Raw genomic sequence first — 21,705 nt, forward strand, 5'->3', positions numbered from 1 at the left:
GTTATTATGTCAATACTGTTGGGCAATATGCAAATGAAACAGTTATTATGAAATATATTCAAAATCAGGGAGAGGATAAATCATCTTACAAGATGTTGAATAGAAATCAGTTGAGCTTGAGTCTTTAAATTATGCGATACCCCGATAGCTCTGCTTCGGGGTCATTCATTGGCTAGATCGTTCTCATAACAACCAGTACGAAAATGATTTTTTTGATCTGATGGATAAATTCGTCCTGTATCTCAATCAAACTTGTTATACTGGTATTACAGGTTATGAATTTCATTATACCCTTTATGAACCAGGCACTTACTATGCAAAACATATTGATCAGTTCCAAAATAATGGCAGCAGACAGTATTCTATGATCATGTATTTAAATGCCGATTGGAAAACCGAAGATGGTGGAGAACTTTGTATTTACCAGAATGAAACACCGCAAAACATCTCTCCGGATAGTGGTAAGAGTGTGTTTTTCAGAAGTTCTGATTTACTTCATGAGGTTTTGGTTACTCATAAACAGCGAATGAGCATAACTGGCTGGCTAAAAATTAACTTGTCCTGAAAGCCTTAGGTGTACATTGTAGCTGACGCTTAAAAAAGATATTGAAATTTGCCGGGTACTCGAAGCCAAGGCAATAGGCAATTTCAGAAATATTCCATTCGGTATTTCTCAAAAGTGCAATGGCCTCGGTGGTTATTCTTTTCGCAATATGTTCTGAGGTGGTTTTACCTGTTACTTCTTTCACAGTATGATTAAGGTGATTTACATGAACAGATAATCTCATGGCAAAATCATGTGCTGTTTTTAGTTCGAGTACATGTTCAGTAGAGCCAATTGGGAACTGCCTTTCCAGTAACTCCATGAATAAAGAAGTTAACCTTACTGAAGCATTATTTTGCTTGAAGATGCTGCCTTGTGGCTTTATTTTTAAGGCTTCATGCACCAGTAAATGTACGTAATTGCGCAGCAGATCATATTTATGTACATAGTCTCCATCCATTTCTTTCATCATGCCAGAGAAAATACCTACTAATGTTTGTTCCTGTGCTTCATCAACATGAATGACAGGGTTATCATTTATCCGCCACATTAAAGAATCGCGTAAGCTTTCATTTCGGCTATGGATAAAGTTTTCCGTGAAAAGGCAAAAATATCCTGCAGGTTTTAACGAGGTACTTTCCCAAGAGTATGGAATATTGGGGTTGGTAAACAATAAGGCTCTCCCTTTGATTTCTATCTGTGCATCAGGATAATGCAATATACCATTGCCAATAATCAACGAAATTTTATAAAAATCTCGTCTGCTAAAAGCTGATGGCATGTTGGTGCAAACCACGGCACGATTAAAAACATTGAAGTGGCCAATGTCATCAATCATTCTCAGGCTAGGGGTAGGAATTTCAGGGCGGGTAATTTTTAACTTATTATAAAAATCCTCGAGCGTTTCCTTCTTATTGATGGTGTTAATTTCCTGATTTTTGGCCAGCATATTAAAGCAGTTATGAAATCAAATTTAAGATTTAATTGGCATTCCTTCATGCATTTCTTCGGTTGGTTCTGCAACTAATTTGTCGCCCTCTTCCAGGTTTCCGAATAACTCCACTTGATTATCAGTTTCCCTTCCTTTCTTCACCGACACTTTAACAGCCTTTCCATCCACAACTTTAAGTACAAATAAGCCTTCACTAGTATCAAGCAATGCTTTTTTAGCCACTACAAAAGTACCTGCATTGGCGGGTAATGGAATGTTTACTTCTGCTACCATTCCAGGTAATAACGTTTTATTGGCATTTGGAACATCCATTTCAATGCGTTCGGATCTCAAACGTAAATCCAAAGCGCCCGAAAGACGTTTAACCTTTGCTTTAAAAGTTTGGTTGGGTATAGATTTAACGGTAAAACTCACTTCATCGCCTGCCTTTAAATAACCCGTATAAACTTCAGGTATGGAAATGGCTAACCTCAGGTTTTTCTGATCCTGAAGGGTAAATAAAGGTAAGTCTGAGCCTTTACCTGATGGACCAACATAGGCCCCTAAATTTACATTTCTTGCTGAGATAATACCACTAAATGGAGCCCTAATGGTTAAATAATCTTGTACGGAACCCACTTCTTTATACGCTGCTTTGGCAGCTTCCAATTGTGCCAGATCTGAATTTTTTCTGGCCAAGGCCTGATCTAAATCGTTTGTTGAAATGGTTCCCGGCGTTTTGCTGGTTTCGTATAAACGATTATAGTTTGCCTTGCTGGCGGTATAAATGGCCTCTTGTGCTTTAATTCTGGATTGTGATGCGGCCAGTTGAGAAGCCATTTCTGGTGCTTCTAAAGTCATGAGTAACTGGCCCTTGCTTACTTCCGATCCTATATCAACCTTCAACGATTTAACAAAGCTGCTTACTTTTGCATAAAGATCAACCTGTTGCAGGGCAATCAATTCTCCGGGTAAACGCAATTGGGTAGAAAGTTTTTCCTTTTTTAATTCGAAAGTTGCAATGGTTAAAGGCTTTTCTTTTTTCTTTTCAGCCTTACTATCTGCATTTCCACAGCCATAAATAGCGGTAATAAAGGCTAATCCTAAGAATGTATATAATGTTTTTATATTCATGATGGTGGTAATTTATTCGTTTTCTGCTAAATCTTTAATGTAGTGAACGCTTTCTTCATCTTCCGGATCTAAAGACATGGAATCGGTGGTTTCCTTGCCTTGTACCCAGGCAAATACCAGCGGTAAAATAATCAAAACGGCGAATGTAGAAGCCAATAATCCGCCAATAACCGCTCTTCCTAATGGCGAAACCTGTCCGCCACCTTCGCCATGACCAATGGCCATAGGCATCATCCCTACAATCATCGCCACACTCGTCATGATAATTGGGCGTAAGCGTAATGCTGCGGCTTCTCTGGCCGATTGTAAAGCATTTCCGTTGTGTTTTCGCAAATGCTCTGCATTGGTAATGAGTAAAACGGCATTGGCAATTGATACGCCAACCGACATAATAATCCCCATGTATGATTGTAAATTAAGTGTTGAGCCGGTTAAGGTAAGCAACAGCAAAGCACCTAAAATAACCGCCGGAACGGTTGCTAAAATAACCAAAGGAACTTTAAACGACTGGAAATTTGCGGCCAGCATTAAAAATATAACCACAATGGCTACCAATAAGCCTGATTGTAAACTGTCTAAAGTTTCTGTTAATACCTTTCCTAAACCAATGGCAGAAATGTTCAGGCCTCTTGGTAATTCGCCAAGCGTTACAATTGCTTTATTCACATCTTTTGTGGCTGTGCCTAAATCAGTATGGTAAAGGTTAGCCGTAACGGATAAGTAAGGCATGGCACCGATATTGTCGTTTTCTCCATAAGTGGTATCCGGTGTGATGGTAGCCACATCACTCAAAACCGGTCTTGCTGTATTTTTCAACAATGGGATTTCACCAATATCATCCTTGCTGTTCATTTGATTAAGCGGAACCTGAACCTGTACATTATAAGGCAATCCGATTTTTTCATCCAGCCAAACATTTTTATCTGTATAGCGTGATGAGGATGTAGAAGCAATCAATGATCTGGAGATATCAGCCATATCTACCCCCACTTGTGCTGCTCTGGTTCTATCAATATCAATATTTAATGAAGGATATTTAATAGGTTGCGCCAACTGTACATCCCGCATGTAGGGAATTTCTTTTAATTCAGCCAGAATTTTATTGGCGTAAAGTTCATTCTGTTTTTTGTTTTTACCCGCAATACGAACCTCTACAGGCGTTGGGGAGCCCTGACTTAATACTTTATCGGTGAGTTCAATTGGCTCGAATGATAATTTTACATTTGGCAATTTCTCTTTAATTTTAGCCCTTAGCTGATCTTTGAAATCATCCATGTCAGCTTCGTAATCTTTTAAACTCACCTGGAAAACGGCTTCATGCGGACCAGCCATAAACAAATAGATGGGGTTTACAGAAAACAGGGCAGGGTGTTGCCCAACGTAAACGGATGATATGGATACATGTTCTTCTCCAACCATTTTTCTAAGTTCAGCCAAAACAATGTTTGCCTTTTCTTCTGTTCTCTCCAAACGGGTTCCATCGGGTGCCCTAAGTCTTAATTGAAATTGACTGGAGTTTACTTTTGGCAATACATCGCGGCCAATATTCATTAAAAGTAATGCCGCAGAACCAATAATTACGACGAGATAAAGTATCACTACAATTTTCCGGTGTGGCAGAATGCGATCCAGAAAGCGCATAAAACGGTTCCGGAATTTATCAAAGAAGCTGATTTTTCCATCCCCACCAAAATCTTCCCTTTCAACCAGCATTTTCTTCTGATTTAAAGTGTCTCCTTCGCTTTCTATCGGAATTCCGGTAGCTTCGAAATCGGCTTCATCCTGTGTGATGCCCGGATGATGTGCCGCTCCTTTTTTAGGATGTGCAACCATCAGCCAGTTGGCCATAATGGGTACAAATGTTTGAGATAATAAAAATGATACCACCATGGAGAAGCCTATGGCTAATGCCAGGGGCAGAAACAATGCACCTGGAATTCCAGTCATGGTAAAAGCTGGTGCAAACACGGCCAGAATACACAGTAAAATCAATAGTTTCGGAAAGGCAATCTCCTTACAGGCATCCCAGATGGCAAGTGCTTTCGGTTTACCCATGTCGAAATGCTGGTGTATGTTCTCAATCGTTACCGTAGATTCATCCACCAGAATACCAATAGCCAAGGCTAAACCGCTCAATGACATGATGTTGATGGTTTGTCCGAATAATTTCAGGAATAAAACGCCCGCAATAATGGAAGTGGGGATGGTGAGGATCACAATTAATGCGGCTCTTTTATCCCCTAGGAAAAGCAAAACCATTAATCCGGTTAAAATGGCACCAATAGCACCTTCACTCACCAGACTCTTAACAGCGTTAATTACATAAACAGACTGGTCAAATTCATAAGATAATTTAACATCTTCTGGTAAGGTATTTTGTATCGCCGGAAGGTTTTTCTTTAAGTTTTTAACCACATCCCAGGTAGATGCATCGCCTGATTTTGCAATACTTAAATACACTGATCGCTTCCCATTAATCAATGCATAGCCTGCGGTTAAGTCGGCACCATCTTTTACAGTGGCTACATCGCGAAGCTGAAGATTTTGAACGCCGCCTTTAAACAAGGGAATGTTCTCAAAATCTTTGATTTTTTTAATGGTGTAATTGGTTGGTGTGATGTAGTTTTTATCACCAATCCGAACATTTCCAGAAGGTGCAGTCTGATTATTCAATCTAATGGCTTCTACAATCTGATCAACCGTTAAATTATGCGAACGCAACAGGGTAGGATCAACATTAATTTCAATGGTTCTTGGACTACCGCCAAATGGTGCCGGCGATAAAAGCCCTGGTATGGCAGAGAAGGAGGATCTAACATAAGTATTGGCTAAATCCTGCAATTCATTATTAGAACGAATGGGGCTGCTCAAAACCAGCTGACCAACCGGTAGTGATGAAGCATCGAAACGGATAATAAAAGGCGGTTGAGATCCTGGCGGAAAAATTGCTTGTGCACGGTTGGATAATGCACTTAATTCGGAAGCGGCCTGAGCCATATTGGTACCTTCGTAATAAGTTAGTTTCATCAGCATTAAACCCTGTGTATTTTTGGTTTCGATGCTTTTTACACCATTTGCAAACAACAGAATGTTAATGTATTGCTTGCCAAAATAAGATTCCATTTGAGTAGGTGTATAACCCCCAAATGGATGGGCAATATAAATTACAGGCAAATTCATTTGCGGCAGAATATCAACCTTAATCTGGGTAATGGCCCCGATTCCGAAAAAGAATAAGCCCGCAACTAAAACCAATATGGAGATGGGTTTACGTAAGGCAAAACGTATAAGATTCATTGGTGGTGTTGATTAAAATTCGTTAATAAATATGTCGTAATTGCCCAACGCTGCCGATTTTAACAATAAGGCTTGCCAAACATTCGTATAGGCAATATCACGATCGGTTTCCGCTCTGTTTAAAGTGAACAGTGATTGTGTTAAATCAACCAACGTAGTTAGCCCGTTTTTATACAAAGTGCTTTTTTGTAAATAGGCATCAGATGCGGCCTTAACTTGTATGGGAGCCTCTTTGTAATTTTCCAGGGCATTTTTTAGTTTTGCCTCGGCCAGTAGCAATTGCGCCCTCAATTGTTGGTCGGCCATTTCATATTCTTCTTTTAAACCCTGACTAATGAAGGACTGAGCCCTAACCTGCGGATGGTTTTTAAGAAGCGAACTGATATTCCATGTCACACCTATTCCAATCAAATAGTTTTCACGTGTTGGTTTTATGCCATCAATATAACTGGTGGTATAAGCATTTTGGTTTAACAAATAATTAGAACTAAAACCAGAGCCCCGGGTTTGGGTTACACCGAACAAAGAAAAGGTTGGGTAATACAACCTTCGATAATAATTTACCTGCTGATTGCTGACATCTATCCGGTTTTGGTAAAATCTTAATACCGGATGTGAACTTTTAATGGTGGTATCGCTCATTAAATTGGATGGGATGCGGGTAATCGAAGCGGTATCTACTTCATAGGATACTGCATTCAGGCCCATAAGCACACCAAGTTTGTTGGCTTGCTCTTGCTCTACATCTCTGGCTTTTGTTAATGCTATCCTGGCGCTTGATACCTCTGCATTGGCAAAGGAAGAATCTACACCAGCAATTAAACCATTTTTAGCCCTGATTACTGCCGTGTTTTTGAAGATAACAGCCCGGTCTAAATTCTTTTGTTGTGATCGGGTTAACCGCTTTGCAGCCAGCAGATTTAAATAAGCAGCTGAAACCCGGATTTCCTGCTGAAATTTTTCCTGCTCCAGGTCGTTTTTATCCCTTTGATAGGTTGCATTGGCAATTTTGATCCGTGCGCTAACCCTGCCAAAAGTGAAAAAATCCCAGTTGATGTTGGCTAAATACAGGGCACCAAAGGCAGCATTCCAGTTTTGTTGATCAAGCGCAGGACCAGATGATGCCGCGCCTAAACCACCAAAGCCATATTGAGGGCCATTTTGACCATTAATGGTTCCATAATCCTGCTGCGCACTTAAGCTAAAATTTGGAAGGTATTCCCGCTTAGCCTGCTGGATAGAAGATTTTGATGCACTCGCATAATTCTCCTTCGCCTTAATTGTACCATAGTTATTTAAAGCTGTATTTACGGCTTCCTTTAGGCTTAATGTTTGAGACTTTGCACTTAATGAAAAAAAGATAAGGGATGAAACGACAAAATAAGATAAAGGTGTGCGAAACATATTGTATAATTTACACCGCAAATGTAAATTAAGGATGCAATATCTAATTATTTAGTTCAAATCAAAAATTATGCGAATCAAATAATAATTGAAATGTTACATAAGTAACGGGAAATAAAAGAATTAACAGGGGTGGCTAATCTCATGATGAGATCAAACCGCTTAAATCTAATTTTCTTCAGTATATTTTTTAAAGTTGTTTAAAATGGATTGCCAGCCTACTTTTTGCATTTCGATTGGATGCTGATCTTCAGGATCAAAAGTTTCTGTCAATTGCGTTTGTCCGTCATTTTCTTCAAAGGTAATCTTCACCTGCCGCCCATCGGCTAATTCGTAGGCAATCAGTTTGTTCTCATTCACTATGCTGTAAATTCCTTCAAAATCGAATTGCATACTGCCATCTTTTGCGGCCATGGTTGTTTTGAACTTTCCATTTACCTTCAAATCATTTTCAGCGTAAGGGACATGCCAGTCATCTGATGCAAAGGTCCATTTGATAATGTGTTGTGGCTGTATCCAGAATGCCCATACTTTTTCTACAGGTGCATTCACTATTGCATTAATGGTAATTGATTGCATATGATCCATCATGTAAACTAATTTGTTAAATAAAGATATTTAACTTTCGGCAATTTGAACTAAAATAGTTTCAAGTATAAATCTTGCAAATTAAAAAAAGATGATTGCGGCACAAATAATTGAAAATTAACTTTCAGATTACATGCAACACGCAGACTTAACATATTTTTGGTGCTTTCGCAAAAGATAGTTTAGAGCGCGGAAACCAACATTTAAACAAAAATGAAGTATCTAGTAAAAGAAATAAGTGATGGAAATTGCGACATCACTTTATTGCCAGAAGATCTGAATGATCGGAATCTGTTAGCAGAAAATACCATGCATACAGAAAAGGATTACGAAAAAATTATTCAGTTTCATTACGAACATGCATTAAAGGCAAAGGTTCATGATAATGCAGCCTTTGTATCTTTAAATGAAAAGGAAAGCAATTATCCTAAACGTGTAAATGTTAATTACCAAATCATTTACAGCTAAATGATTTAAAAAAGCAGTATCGAATGCCGATACTGCTTTTTTGTTTTAAAGCGATTTATTTTTCGTTTGCTATTTGTTGAAACATTCACATTTGCGCATTGTTGTTTCTATAATCAAAGAAAAACATATGAGTAATCAAGATTCAAATTCATCTCCATTGGATGAAATCAACGAACGAAAAAATCAGGAGCAGTTAAATCAGCAGGCATTAGGTAATACAGATATGGACAAGACAGAAGATGTATCTGATCACAATGATCTGCTTAGTACGCCAGTTACGACCGGGACGGGTAGCAATCCGGCAGGTGCAGCACCAAATTCTTTAATTGTTCATGAAGATGAAAGTGGGGAAGACCGTTATGAAGAGGGGCAAACCGATACAGATACTGAAGAAAAATAAATTGTTTTATAAGGTATATTATGGCAGAAGTTAAATTTCAAAATGATGGGGCTGAGCCTGCGGCATTCAACCTGTTTGATCAGGATCAGAAAATTGGTGAAATGATTGTGGAGGTTCTGGATGGCAATTTGAAGGTATACCATACGGAAGTAGATGAGGATCAGGAAGGAAAGGGCTATGCTAAAATGCTGCTGGAGGCCATGGCAGATTATTCCCGTTCTAATCAATTGAAGGTAATTCCATTATGTACTTACGTTGCTGCGCAGTTTAAGCGTCATCCGGATGAATATGCAGACATCTGGAATAAAGCGGTTAAGCCGGAGTTTTAACTTACATTATTTAATGATGTGAAATTAAGGTATAATTTATAAATCCATCATTCGTTTTAATTTTATTAAACTGATTATTAGATGAATAATGAAATCCGAATGGCACAGGCCTTGCCCACATCATTAGAAAATGAAGTATTCGATTTACGGGATGAAGCCCTGGCATTTCTCGATGAAAATCAGATTGATCAGGCATTAGTAAAAATAACCAAGGCCTGGGAATTGCTCCCTGAATCCAAATTTAATACTTCCTGTTCTTACTTAATTTTATGTGATCTAGCTGGGATGTTAAACCAGGCCGGGAAAAACCAGGAAGCGAAAGTTATTTTAGAAGCCTGGATCCACGATTTAAAAACCAGCGGTTATAAAATTTACGAAACTATACCTTTCATCCTGCTTGGCGAAACTTTTCTGTATTTGAAAGAATCAGAGTTGGCCATAGCAGCATTTAAAGAAGCTGTGCATTACGGAGCAGGTAAGAGGGATTTTAGTGAATATCCGGATTTGTATTTGGAAATTGCAAAGGGGAAAGTAACCGATCTGGAAGAGATACAAAGATTGTTTGATAAGGAAACATCGCAGCGTTTATCATTATCTTCAAAAGAAAAAGTAATTGGATTATCAGAAGAATTGTCCGTACAGATCGAATCATTGAGCGAAGAAGGGAATGTGTATTTTGAAGATGAGGCCTATGAGAACGCGATTCTTGTCTGGAAAAGGGCGCTGGATCTGATTCCCAAACCTCAGCATACTTTTGCCGAAAGTTTGTGGCTGGAATCTTCTATCGGTGATGCTTATTTCATGCAGAAAAAATATGATGAAGCCAGATTTCACTTTAACAACGCTATGGATAACATTGAAGAAATCGCCTTAAAAAATCCATTTATTTTATTGAGAACAGGGCAATTGCATTTTGAAGCGGGAACATTTGACGAAGCCAAAGAGTTTTTATTGCGTGCCTATATGTTGGAGGGTGAAGAGATTTTCGAAGACAGCGATGGAAAATATTTTGAGTTTCTAAAAGAAAATGTAAAGTTGGAATCGTAGTGGAATTCTATTGTATGTAGATAGGATTTTATAGACCAAAATATGCGATATTCTTAAAATAATAATTTCGAGGAAAAACTCTTTGCAAGACAAAAGCCCTGATTTTCATCAAGGCTTTCATTTCGATTTTTTTTGAAGTACTCGGGGCGGGAATCGAACCCGCACGCCTTTGAAAGCACAGGATTTTAAGTCCTGCGTGTCTACCAGTTCCACCACCCGAGCATTAGCCTGTTCCGAAATCCTTCGGTAAGTTAACCTTTTAAAATAAATGCCTCCTGGTTAGAAGGCATTTAGAGCGAAAGACGAGATTCGAACTCGCGACCCCGACCTTGGCAAGGTCGTGCTCTACCAACTGAGCTACTTTCGCATCATGAATACAATCGCTGTATTCCCTTTGGGGTTGCAAATATAGGAATATAAATATCAGATGCAAAACTAATTTAAAAATTATTTTAGATTCCTTAATGAAGATGTTTCCGCAGGGCAGCTCGTTTTAGGAAAAATATTCAGATGAATAATTAATCTAGTGTAATCTGTCTATCCTTTTTTAACCATTTGTGCTTTCGCTTTTTCAAATAACTGCGCACACCAATCCTGATATTTATAAAATGTTTTCTCCGTATATTTTGATAAATACACCGCAGGGAAGATCATTTTTTTCTTGATGGAAGGGATTGGAATTAATTTCATTTTATTATTATCAAAGTAATTCCAGTTACCAATATAATCATGGGTTAAAAGGTTAACACTTGATTCTCCGCTGCCATCATTGCTGGCTGATCCAAATTCATACCGGCTCATCCCAATTAATTGCACCTGCTTTTCCTTTGGATTGTACCTAAACTGGCAGGTATAACCGGCACGCATCCAGTTATTATAATACTCAAAGCCGCTCTTTGTTTTTCGGATACCAGATGAGGAGGGGTCGAGTTCCAGTTCCTGGCTTCGGATTGATTTGAATTTCTGCGTGGAGAGTTTGCAGATGATCACTGAGTTTTGTCGATCAATACTAATCAAATCTTTAATCAAATCATGATCTAAGTCTGTGTATAAAGTATCTGAACGATTTTCTTGTGCAGATGCAGATAAGGATATACTAAACAAACCAATCAGCATCAATAAGCTTATGTTTTTCATTTTTATGAATCGTTTATTTCTGATCAATTATGGCAGAATAGATCAGCCATCTTTCATTCTATACCTGAAATATAATTTATTCTTTTCGAAGAAACTGTCTAAATTTCATAAATAAGGATCAACTTGCGAAGTTTTGGTGGCCATTGTTGGGGGAAATACTTCGAAAGTTTGTGGTATTATCATCAAAACTGACGAAATTCTTCAGCGCACTGGCTTTGGAAATTTCGTTAGTTGATTAAATTATAATTTTAGACTGCTTCTAAGATAAATTTTAATTCTTTTCTGCGCAAATTTGAATATGATCTTTCTGGCTTAAACTGAAAAAGCCCTGATTTTCATGAAGGCTTTAATCTCGGTTTTTTTTGAAGTACTGGGGGCGGGAATCGAACCCGCACACCTTTGAAAGCACAGTATTAACCTACTGGTTGGTGTCTCACCTCAGTTGTTCGGAAGATTATGATTTAGTCAATTTGAAAACTGCTGCAAAATGGTTAACCACCCCTGCACCTCCTAAATTAGGAGGGGAGTTCCCTTCATGACTGTATCATGTAAACTATCATCTTATCTTGTTACCAAAAATAAACCTGATCTCAAATAGCGCATAAAACAATATGCTATCATATACGAAGCAAAAGCTAAGCATGAGTGGGTTAAAGGTGGGGTAGATGTGGGGTAAACGTGGGGTGGAGGCGGGGTAAAGAAGTCAATTTTTGACAAAGAGCGGGGGAAATGCTATATTCAATTGATCATTCCTTTGCTTACGCTAATATACTCAATTATTATGGCAACATTAAATGGAATGATCAGTTTTCCTGGTAAACTGGGCGACTTTGTTTTTTACAACGGGGATAAACAAAAGTGGGAATAACAGGATGGGATCACGCTCTATAAAGGACACCAATGTGGGTAACATTCTTATTGATTTTAACGATATATCTTGGATGCTCTACTAATTATTTTGTAATTTACTTTTCAGTATGAACCTTAAACCAAATATAAATGCTAAACCGTAGAAAATTCCTCAACTACGCTGCAACCGCAGTGGGAACCACTGCCATGCTTTCTGCTTTAGACAATCCTGCCTATGCTCTTTTTAATAAGACTATTGGCGCAAACGACCAAATCAATATTGGTGTAATAGGAATCAAAGGCATGGGATGGTCTGACCTCAAAGCGGCCCTCAAAGTACCGGGCGTAAACCTGATCGCCCTGTGTGACAGTGATGCCAATGTGCTTGATGAAAGGATGGCCGAATTAAAGTCGATGAATGTTGACGCTGCAAAAGTAAAAAGATATAAAGATTATCGTGCGCTACTCGATAATAAAGATGTTGATGCCGTAATTATCGGGACACCTGATCATTGGCATGCCTTGATGATGATTCATGCCGTACAGGCTGGTAAAGATGTATATGTTGAAAAGCCGGTTGGCAACTCTATTGTTGAATGCAGTACCATGGTTAAAGCGCAGGAAAAATACAATAAGGTTGTACAGGCGGGTCAATGGCAGCGCAGTCAGCAACATTTTAAAGATGCTGTTGATTTTGTAAAGAGCGGCCAGCTGGGAAATATCAGAACGGTGAAAGTATGGTGTTACCAGGGCTGGATGAAACCTGCTCCGGTAGTACCGGATACCTTACCGCCTGCAGGCGTTGATTATGCCATGTGGCTTGGTCCGGCGAATAAAAGAGCATTCAATGCGAGCAGATATCACTTCAATTTCCGCTGGTTCTGGGATTATGCCGGTGGGTTAATGACCGACTGGGGCGTGCATTTATTGGATTATGGCTTGCTGGGTATGAATTCTCCTGTACCCAAAACGATATCTGCATTAGGTGGCCGCTTTGCTTATCCTGATCTGTATGAAGAAACTCCTGATACGCTGACTACCTTATATGAGTTTGACAAGTTCAATATGGTATGGGATTCTGCTATGGGCATCGATAACGGCTCTTATAACCGCGACCATGGGATTGCCTATATTGGTAACAACGGCACGCTGATCCTCAACAGGCAGGGCTGGGAAGTTATTGAAGAAAAGCAAAGTGGGAATAAAGTGAGCAAACCCTTTGTTAAATCATCAGATAATGGACTGAACAATCATATGGTCAATTTCTTTAGTGTGGTGAGATCCAGAAAAAAAGAAGAACTGAACTGCTCTATACAGGATGCGGCGCATGTAGCTACCGTTGCCCAAATGGGAAATCTTGCCTTCAGAAGCGGACAAAAATTATCATGGGACCATGCCAAACATCAGTTTACAGATAAACAGATCAACGATAAATACCTGTTGGCCCCTTATCACAACGGTTACAGCTTACCCAAAGTTTGATCTGACTAACTTATTGCTATAAAAAAAGGAAACAACCTATTAAAGTTGTTTCCTTAAGTACTCCAAACGTACTAAGGTCGAACTAGTTTAGGGAAGATTTAGTTGAAATTGCTCTTATACCGCTAAATGAGACAGAAACATGAGATGTTAGCTATTTTGAATGAAATAGATGAAGTAAAGGATTATGAGTCTTCTAGCCTAACCGTCCTTATATGAGGCAAAATGTGCTTTTCTGACTTACAGAATCAATTTACGAACTATTTTTTAAACCTCAAAATTTTGCTCCTTTACGTATTTGTTACGGTTTTTATCAAGAACAACATCTACGTAGAATGCAATCCTTGTTATGCCCTTTTAATACAATATAACCTAATTTATTTGTACCCTTTATACAGATCGCTAAATGGAAACTTATCTACATAAGATTTAATAAAAACCAGACTTGTTAAAAAGATATTGGAACTTGGGACAGAACTCGAAAAGCAGGTAGCTTGAGATAACACTCGAAGGGTTTACTACAAGGGACAGATAGTCAGAAAAGTTTCATTTCGGCCCTTGTCTCGAACAAAAGCTCCGCTATACTAATCCTTTTTTCGATGCTTTTATCAAGCAATATTTTATTTATTTTTTGATTGAGGAAGTATAGGAGATAGGTGTACAATTCCGGAAAAAGGATTGTGCCGTTTACTAATAGCTTTATTGCTTGAGCTACACTGGCCGCGAAACACTCATTGAAAATATCAATATCTGGTGTGTCAATGTCGCGGTAAACACCGGTGATAAATTCGGCTTCACTGTTTGCCTCGTCCTTTGAGCTAATTATATTACCAAATCCAATTGCATTCTTAAAGGAATTTTGTTTGTTAAGGAAATCTGCCGAATTACAGGACACTAGTAAAACATCGTGGCCATTGAAAAGCTTTCTAGTAGAGTCAAGGGTTAGAAAGATAGCTTTCCCACCACTTGGAGAATCACAGCTACCAAAAAGGCTGCCATGAGAGCCATGTCCTAAAAAAATAATTAACGCAGTTCCCTGATATCCCGCAATTGTATCAATAAGCGCAGCGTGACTCGCTTGGTTTGCCGGGATAGTGGAATAATGCTTGTCAATTTCCGCGCCGATTACTGAAAGGAAAGAAGTGCTCGTGTCGTCGGGGTGAATGCAAATTATATGGGAATAATTGTCATTCATTAATTGATTTCAGTATAGTGAGCAATAGCTAACTCGGTAAATTCTTGGATAAATCTTTGACTATTCATATCGTTTGCCTCTATCAACTGGACTATCGCATCCAGCGTCTTACCGTCGTAAATGGAGTTCCCTGTCTTCAATGTGGTTTTTCCAAATTTCTGGAATGAACTTACCAGGATATCCTTGACATCGACCTCCGATTTAATTATCTTGATAATAGCATCAGTGTAGGAGTCTTCAGTTCTACCACTAAAAACAATTCTTGCGCTCATTAGGTGCTTAAGGATTTCAATGGAGTTAATATCATATTGCCCAGACTTCATATTTTCTGCCACCTGGGTTTGGATTTTTTCCAGCAAGTGCTTAGAGGATTCCTCGATTTTACCGGAGTAAAGAATAAATGGCGCGTTATACGGCTTCCGTTTTTCAGACAAAAGAATTGAAACAATATCTATTCCTTGTACCTTGAAATCGTCTATTTTAATTAAATTACAATCTGATGCGACTACGCTGATGCCGAAGCCCTTGGTTTTCTCAAAAACATGATCTAAAAATTCTTGCTTTTTGAAAGTACTGGTGTCTAAGTCAACAAACTCCGAGGGATCAACCAACCAATAAGTAACATCGTACTCTTTTAAACGGTCAACAATCTTGGTTTTGATGATTGTTTCCTGGTTGGAGTCGTCGTCAAATACTAAGAAGCAAACTTTCACTTTATTATTCATTATTTAAAGATTAATTGAAAGCCGGCACCTTTAAGCTTTAGGTTATTGCCAAGTATAGAAATAGACCCTTTTAGCGCGACCATTCTGGTATGGATATCATACATACCAATACCCGACCCCTTCTCATCAGATTCCCTTGTTCCTAGATTGTATATAGCATCCGGGTTCCTTAAAAATATATCCGGCAGGCCTTTTCCGCTATCATAATAATCCATAACCAGTTTATTGTTATCGCTGGATAAGTTGACCAATATTTTCGTTGCCCCTGCTTTAATAGAGTTAGAAACCAGGTTGTCAATAATAATATCAATATCAATCGTGCTTATCAAAGTGGTATGTTTAGTATGGTTGTTGATTTCAACAGGAAGCTTCCTCGACAGGGCGGAGTCTTTAACATATTCCTCGATATACTGCGACAGTTCAACTTTATGCTTGGCACTTTTATAATCAAAATTTGATTTGATAATAATCGCCGAAACCTTTAGAGCCCTATCCAAGTTACTTTTAATAAAATATAGGTCTTCCCTGGTTTTCTTGTCAAATGAATCTATGCGGTTGAATAGTTCTTCGAAATGTGACGATGCATTGCCGACATATAGATCAATAGAATGAACTAGCTGCTCTGCATCATCACCGCTTAATGTTTTTCTGGTAGCGCTTAAATAGTTGTTCTTCTGTTTCTCAAGCGATAGCTTTTCGTTTAGGTCCTTGTTTTTTTCTTCTTCCCGCTCCCTTTTTTCCTGTTCTTCCTTTGCCTTTTGCTCAGCTAAAAGTCTCTCAAACTGTGCTTTATAACGTTCCTTTTCTTTACGCTCTGTCGCTAATTCTGCCTCGCGACGCTTTTGTTCTTCCCGTTGTGCTCTCTCTTCAGCTTTTTTTCGCTTTTCTTCCTCTTTACGCGCATGCTCTTCTGCAGCCTTTCTTTTTTCCTCCTCTTCGTGTGCCTTTTTTTCAGCGGCCTCTTTATCAGCTAATAACTTCCGGTAATTTTGTTCCGTCAAGAAGATTTTTTCCTTTAGATCTTCATCACCTGTAGATTCGGCTATTTTTTCTAAATCTTTAATGAATTTTGGTTGAACTTCTTCAAGATTTTCATTGACCAAGTCAACAAGGTTTTTATCGTATTCGATAATTTGTATTTCCTTGTTATCCGCTAGGCCTTTCATAAGCTGGATAAAGTCGATCTTGCTACCTAAATTAGCTTTGGCCTTCGAGTAATCTTCAGAATCCTTATCGGTTGCCAATAAATTATCACGAAGTCTCTTGCCTTCGCTATCAGAATTAAAATATTTTTTCTTTAAAAATGCTTCGCCCCAAAGTACACCTACCACGTAGCGTTCTAATCTTTTTAGACCAATCTCTTTAAATGCTTCTTGTAGTCGTGAAGAGCCCCAGGTGTCAACTAAACCTCCATCCCTGCTGGATACTTCCTTAAATTGCTCGAATTCTTCTGTTATAATATCTACCCTCCCAAAAAGCTCGCGTGAACTTAAGAAACGGTTATAACCTTGTTGGGCCCTAAAATCTAAGCCCCAACTATCATCGCCAGTATTACCGTAAGGTTGTACTCTAAAGCCATTTTTAAACAAGAACACCGAGCCGTAATTAATCGGTTCAATCCCCATTAGCCTTGTGAAATTAGTTTTTGCACTTCTATTGAGGAAATAAAGGTTGATCTTTAAGTTGTTCAGGAGTGGGGCGAAATGATTCGGCTCTTTTATATAATAAACCTGTGTGCCGCGGTCAATTAGCTTTGTTTCTATGATATCATCCCCGAAATCAATGTCAATTTGAGTGGTTTTTAAGTTTAAAATATCAAGAATCGAATTTTTAACAGGCCCGTTAATTATATCGCGCTCTAATATAGGCTTGTTTTTTTCATCAAGTTTGGACTTGTCCATTTCCTTGTATTTCTCGCATACAATTTCTATCGTAAACGTTTTTGTCTCGGAAAAGGGGTTTATCAACTTTTCAAGGGAGTGCTTTAAGTTCTTTATTTTATCGCGTTCCCAGGGATACGGTAAGCCAGAAATTTCCAGTATGGTGCCATTCTGCGCATTTTCGGGAAATGTAACATCGCTGCCTATGGCTGGGTAGCTTTTATAAGGAACCTTTATTTTGCTAAAATCTTGTTTGGCGTCTTGTTCAAATTTCAACCAGTTGATGTCAACTCGGCTAATAATTCCAGACTCTTTTGCCCGCGTTTTTAGAACGAGGTTTTTCCCAAGCCTATCGCATGAGAATCTCCCGATCCCTTTCGCACCGGCGTAAAATCTTTTTGCTTTGATTTTATCCCGGTACGATTCCCGGCTATCATCATTATCATTGCTCGTGTCGTCTTCGATTTCATCGTCATCGTGATCTTCGCTACCGTCCTTCTTGGCCGAATATGCAACAGCGAACCATTTATTTTCCAAGTCGGGTTTTGACATGCCCTTGCCGTCATCAGCGATAATGATCCTGTTGTCCTCGAAAACGATAGTTACATGTTGAGCATGTGCGTCGTAAGAATTCTTTACCAGTTCAAATACAGCAATATATTCATCGGTAATAAGATCTTTACCGATAATGTTTTTTAAACCCGTTTTTATTGAAAATGATAATTCTTCTCCCAAACCTAGTCTCTATATAATAACCTCTTTAAAACTTCGCCACTTTGCTCCCCGAAAAGAGGCGGTATAGCGTTGCCAATTTGAGTATACCGCGGCACATCTATCTTCCTCAATTTCCCACCAGTCGTATACTTTCCTGTAAACTCGTACCAGTCGGGGAAAGACTGTATCCGGGCATATTCTCTCACCGTTAAAATTCTGGGTTCTTGGTAATGTATATAATCATCGGGCAGTGTAGTCAAGGTTGGGGTAGGAAAATTCTTCCCAAGGGGAAAAATTGAATGCTTACTTATGTTTAACTGATCCTTTGTCGCCTTGTTTATTTTCTTATTTGAGGCATGGCTTGCTAAAAAATAGGTAAGCCTTTGTACAATTTTGGGGCTATGCCTTGCAAAACTGTGGCTATGAGGTATAAGATTAGTGTTCCCTATTCTTAGGTACTCCTGGTAGCGCGTTTGAGGGGTTTTGTAAAGTCCACTTGTAAAGCCTTTCCTATCGGGTGTTTGTGTTAAGCCATTTGATTTAAGTAAATCAGAGATCGCATGGCCCAGCGTCGGGTTTTGCGGGAGGTTTCTTTCTTGGAAGAAAGCTACCTTGTTCCTGCGCATCAGTTGGTAAAATTGTTTTGCTTTAATGTTCGACTCTTGAGCAACATCTTTGCGTATTCCCACTAAGATAAACCTTGTACGTTTTTGAGGCACCCCGAATTTTGAAAAGTCTAGCATTTTACCTTCTACCTCGTAACCCAACCTACTTAGAATTTTTACTACATATTCAGAATAAACTTTTCCTTTAGATTTATTTTTCTCGAATTTCAACGTAAAACCTTTAACGTTTTCGAACAAAATCATTTTAGGTTTAACATACATAATGAACTTTAAGTACGACCTGATTAGGCCGTTCCTAACATCATCCTCGTTACGCATCCCCGCCGTAGAAAAACCCTGACATGGTGGCCCACCTGCAATTAAGTCAATCTGGCCACGAAGGTTGATTAATTCCGCTTTGTGGCTATTTAAGACCGTGTCAATTTCGTGGTTCGTAGGATCAAGCCATGCTGGCCAATCAAAATGATTTTTCTTGTCAATGAGGTTGTGTTTGAGCGTGCCAAAAGCATCCTTATTTTTTTCAATCGCGAACAATCCTTTCCAACCAGCATTACGTAAACCTAGAGACAGTCCACCACACCCGGCAAATAAATCGATGTAGTATTTAGAGTTTTGAGGCATATAAAATATAATACGGCTAAGCAACTAAATATAGGGAATATTATAATTATTAAAAAATTTACAAGTAACTGATAATGAGCATAATGAACACTTAGGTTTTCTTGCTTGGCATACTATCGCGGCGAAATCCAGAATTGCCCAGCTAATTTCTTTAGAATTTTTGTGTTTTACAACCTGATGCGCTAGGGCTTGCAAATAGCGATCATACCTAATATCAGCTTTCTCGCGTGGTCCAAAATACCGTTCCAGTACCCTTGCCATATTGACATCAATTAAGGGCTTCTGGCGTTTGTGAATTAACAATTCTACGGCATTAGCAATATATTGGCCCATGAACGGGATTTTGTTAAGCAATTCCCTTTCCTCAGGGATTTCGCCATTGATTTCGATCATGTGTTTCGCTAACGCGCTTAGGCGCTTGGCACGCTGATTATATAAACCAACTGGTTTTAGCACCAGAGCCAGTTCTTCGACATTTGCGGCAGCAATACTATGCCAGCTGGGGTATGTTAATATAAACCGTTCATAAAACCCGGCAACCGTTTCCGCTTTAGTCCGCTGTAAAAGCACCTCGGAAATAATTAACTGGTAATTGCTTAAGTGGGCTTCGCGCCAGGCAAAAAAGCGACGGTTTCCCTCAAACCAAGCCAACAGCCATTGTTGGAATAACTTGATTTCAGTGCCACTAATTTCCTTTTCCATCTACAGATAACACCAACCGGCGCACATTGGTTTAAGTTGTCTTATTAATGTTTAACTGTAATTACGGATTGTCCAGCTTTAAAATCAAAACGGTTCATGTCCTTAAAGGTCCGCAAGGTCATTTTTTACATCGGTTTGCGATAGGCCAACTAAGAAAAGTTTAAATGATGATGAGCACTGTGGATTTTGAACCATCGTCTTGACGACCGTAGCCCAATTCGCGTATAGGCTCGAATCAAATATTAACAGACTAATTGATTCAATTATCAAAAAAAATGATTCGATATCCCTAAATTATAGAGCTGTGAATTTTCTGCTACCAACAAGAGATAATTGAACATTATCAATGGATACCACTATTTTCGATGTACCCAAATTTAGTCTGACATGTAAGTTCTTATTTGATTAGATTGAAGATAATTGGTAAAAAGGCGTAGTTATTTTAGAGCATGGCTGAAGTCAAAGATTCTAAGTCTTCTAGCTCATCTACTCTATTATAATTTTACTATATGCTTTTGCAAATTATAAATGAAATTTAATGTGGCGTTTTTAGACAGTAAAATTTATCCTTTTACGCATTTGTTACGGTTTCGATAATTTAATTCCAAATCATAGCAGGCCTTTAATTGAGGATTCGCTAAGCTAAAATCACGAACAGCGGGTAACTGAATTTTTTAAGCCCTTTTACAGTACAAGCGGGACGCTTGCGCTAGATGAGCAACAGGTTCAATAGTTCGCTTTACGCAAACACCAGGTTGTCATACTTCTGAGGTTCTGGACATTGGTCGTTTTGATGGGTTCATAAAGTTCTCCACCCAGTTCATTGCTTAACCGGAGCAACATTTCCTGATTCACCAGGAAGCGCTCCGAACCATCAGGAAGCAGGTACCTGCCATTTCCGAGGAAGCTAATTAAAGACTCAATCCCGATATCAGAAGCCAGCCGGCAGAAAAAATAGCCTCCGGGCTTAAGCACCGCCCACATGGAATTCAGCATGGCTTCAAAATGATTTTGATCTGCTGCAAAATGTAAGACAGCACTGCTGATCACCAGATCGAAGCTTTCCTTTTTAAACGGCAATTTTTCCACTGCAGCCACCTGGAAGTTATCTTCTGAAATCACCTGTCCAAATGCCCCGGCAAGGCTTCTCAGTTGCGCAATTGCTTCCGGATTCTGATCGACCCCGAAAACCTGAGCCCCGCTTTGCAGGAAATAAGTAAGATTTCTGCCGGTGCCGCAACCTGCATCCAGGATAACGCGACAATCGTTGTAAGTGCCTTTGAGTAGCTGATCAAACAAATAAATGTCTAGGTTTCCGAAGGTCTCCTATAGGTGCTGCTTTTTCATAACAGGGCAAAGATAACAGATACTAAAGGACAACAAACTTGTCTCATGAAATAGCTTTCATTTTAGTTTTTAATATGAGCTATTTCGTGAGACTTTTTCACTACCTAAATCTGCTTAAAATATAGCTGATACTACTGTTATAAAACTTATAGGCTAACCTAACCCGAGGGGTTTCAAACAAAAAACAGCACTTTGAGGGAACCATAATTTTTAATCTTTTCACCTATTTATAATTGCAATTATCCATCTAAAATGCTGTAATTTAAAGTTGTAAAAATATTCTAAAGG

18 protein-coding genes and 3 tRNA genes are annotated in these 21,705 nt (G+C 38.9%); 6 read left to right on the forward strand and 15 right to left on the reverse strand.

Features of this window, described 5'->3' with window-relative positions; genetic code table 11:
- Positions 1–220: 220 nt before the first annotated feature.
- Positions 221–565 carry a 2OG-Fe(II) oxygenase gene (locus AN34_RS21050; protein ID WP_082468488.1) on the forward strand — a complete coding sequence of 115 codons (345 nt, stop codon included), beginning with the start codon at positions 221–223 and terminating at the stop codon, positions 563–565.
- On the opposite strand, the gene AN34_RS21055 is transcribed toward AN34_RS21050, so the two are convergent.
- The 5 genes from AN34_RS21055 to AN34_RS21075 all read right to left on the reverse strand — a co-directional run bounded on the left by AN34_RS21055 (position 552) and on the right by AN34_RS21075 (position 7,901).
- Positions 552–1,493 carry an AraC family transcriptional regulator gene (locus AN34_RS21055; protein ID WP_051666777.1) on the reverse strand — a complete coding sequence of 314 codons (942 nt, stop codon included), beginning with the start codon at positions 1,491–1,493 and terminating at the stop codon, positions 552–554. The two genes, AN34_RS21050 and AN34_RS21055, sit on opposite strands and share 14 nt — an antisense overlap.
- A gap of 24 nt (positions 1,494–1,517) precedes the next feature.
- Positions 1,518–2,609, reverse strand: a complete 1,092-nt coding sequence (locus AN34_RS21060) for an efflux RND transporter periplasmic adaptor subunit (RefSeq protein WP_029289027.1) — start codon at positions 2,607–2,609, stop codon at positions 1,518–1,520.
- 12 nt (positions 2,610–2,621) lie between these two features.
- A complete protein-coding gene (locus AN34_RS21065) occupies positions 2,622–5,906 on the reverse strand; it encodes an efflux RND transporter permease subunit (RefSeq protein WP_029289029.1) in 3,285 nt (1,094 codons plus the stop codon).
- Positions 5,907–5,918: 12 nt separating this feature from the next.
- Positions 5,919–7,310 (reverse strand): TolC family protein, encoded by a 1,392-nt coding sequence (locus tag AN34_RS21070; protein WP_029289031.1) that lies wholly within the window; start codon positions 7,308–7,310, stop codon positions 5,919–5,921.
- A gap of 168 nt (positions 7,311–7,478) precedes the next feature.
- Positions 7,479–7,901 (reverse strand): SRPBCC family protein, encoded by a 423-nt coding sequence (locus AN34_RS21075; RefSeq protein WP_369818104.1) that lies wholly within the window; start codon positions 7,899–7,901, stop codon positions 7,479–7,481.
- 210 nt (positions 7,902–8,111) lie between these two features.
- On the opposite strand from AN34_RS21075, the gene AN34_RS21080 reads away from it, so the two are divergent.
- From AN34_RS21080 to AN34_RS21095, 4 genes are all read left to right on the forward strand, one after another.
- Entirely contained in the window at positions 8,112–8,366 is a 255-nt protein-coding gene (locus AN34_RS21080; RefSeq protein WP_029289036.1) for a hypothetical protein, read from the forward strand.
- 127 nt (positions 8,367–8,493) lie between these two features.
- A complete protein-coding gene (locus AN34_RS21085; protein WP_029289038.1) occupies positions 8,494–8,766 on the forward strand; it encodes a hypothetical protein in 273 nt (90 codons plus the stop codon).
- 20 nt (positions 8,767–8,786) lie between these two features.
- Positions 8,787–9,095 carry a GNAT family N-acetyltransferase gene (locus AN34_RS21090; protein ID WP_029289040.1) on the forward strand — a complete coding sequence of 103 codons (309 nt, stop codon included), beginning with the start codon at positions 8,787–8,789 and terminating at the stop codon, positions 9,093–9,095.
- Between the two features lie 81 nt (positions 9,096–9,176).
- The gene (locus tag AN34_RS21095; protein ID WP_051666778.1) at positions 9,177–10,142 is read left to right on the forward strand and encodes a tetratricopeptide repeat protein; all 966 of its coding nucleotides are present in this window, start codon (positions 9,177–9,179) and stop codon (positions 10,140–10,142) included.
- Between the two features lie 138 nt (positions 10,143–10,280).
- On the opposite strand, the gene AN34_RS21100 is transcribed toward AN34_RS21095, so the two are convergent.
- From AN34_RS21100 to AN34_RS21750, 4 genes are all read right to left on the reverse strand, one after another.
- Positions 10,281–10,364, reverse strand: a tRNA-Leu gene (locus tag AN34_RS21100).
- Positions 10,365–10,436: 72 nt separating this feature from the next.
- Positions 10,437–10,509, reverse strand: a tRNA-Gly gene (locus tag AN34_RS21105).
- Between the two features lie 170 nt (positions 10,510–10,679).
- On the reverse strand, positions 10,680–11,279 hold the full coding sequence (locus tag AN34_RS21110) for a hypothetical protein (protein ID WP_029289044.1): 600 nt from the start codon (positions 11,277–11,279) through the stop codon (positions 10,680–10,682).
- 368 nt (positions 11,280–11,647) lie between these two features.
- A tRNA-Ser gene (locus AN34_RS21750) sits at positions 11,648–11,722 on the reverse strand.
- 556 nt (positions 11,723–12,278) lie between these two features.
- On the opposite strand from AN34_RS21750, the gene AN34_RS21115 reads away from it, so the two are divergent.
- A complete protein-coding gene (locus AN34_RS21115; RefSeq protein WP_029289047.1) occupies positions 12,279–13,610 on the forward strand; it encodes a Gfo/Idh/MocA family protein in 1,332 nt (443 codons plus the stop codon).
- Between the two features lie 532 nt (positions 13,611–14,142).
- On the opposite strand, the gene AN34_RS21120 is transcribed toward AN34_RS21115, so the two are convergent.
- The 6 genes from AN34_RS21120 to AN34_RS21145 all read right to left on the reverse strand — a co-directional run bounded on the left by AN34_RS21120 (position 14,143) and on the right by AN34_RS21145 (position 21,369).
- Positions 14,143–14,802 (reverse strand): hypothetical protein, encoded by a 660-nt coding sequence (locus AN34_RS21120; protein WP_029289049.1) that lies wholly within the window; start codon positions 14,800–14,802, stop codon positions 14,143–14,145.
- Entirely contained in the window at positions 14,802–15,527 is a 726-nt protein-coding gene (locus AN34_RS21125) for a hypothetical protein (protein ID WP_029289052.1), read from the reverse strand. Before AN34_RS21125 ends, AN34_RS21120 begins: the two co-directional genes overlap by 1 nt.
- Entirely contained in the window at positions 15,527–18,142 is a 2,616-nt protein-coding gene (locus AN34_RS21130; RefSeq protein ID WP_029289054.1) for an ATP-binding protein, read from the reverse strand. The genes AN34_RS21125 and AN34_RS21130 overlap by 1 nt, the downstream gene beginning before the upstream one ends.
- A gap of 2 nt (positions 18,143–18,144) precedes the next feature.
- The gene (locus tag AN34_RS21135; protein WP_029289056.1) at positions 18,145–19,368 is read right to left on the reverse strand and encodes a DNA cytosine methyltransferase; all 1,224 of its coding nucleotides are present in this window, start codon (positions 19,366–19,368) and stop codon (positions 18,145–18,147) included.
- A 24-nt stretch (positions 19,369–19,392) separates the two neighbouring features.
- Positions 19,393–20,070 carry a hypothetical protein gene (locus AN34_RS21140; RefSeq protein ID WP_051666779.1) on the reverse strand — a complete coding sequence of 226 codons (678 nt, stop codon included), beginning with the start codon at positions 20,068–20,070 and terminating at the stop codon, positions 19,393–19,395.
- 726 nt (positions 20,071–20,796) lie between these two features.
- Positions 20,797–21,369, reverse strand: coding sequence for a class I SAM-dependent methyltransferase (locus AN34_RS21145; RefSeq protein WP_231625599.1), 573 nt, complete (start codon positions 21,367–21,369; stop codon positions 20,797–20,799).
- Positions 21,370–21,705: the final 336 nt, after the last annotated feature.

It is taken from the genome of Pedobacter sp. R20-19, from assembly GCF_000708265.2.
Classification (GTDB): Bacteria; Bacteroidota; Bacteroidia; order Sphingobacteriales; family Sphingobacteriaceae; genus Pedobacter.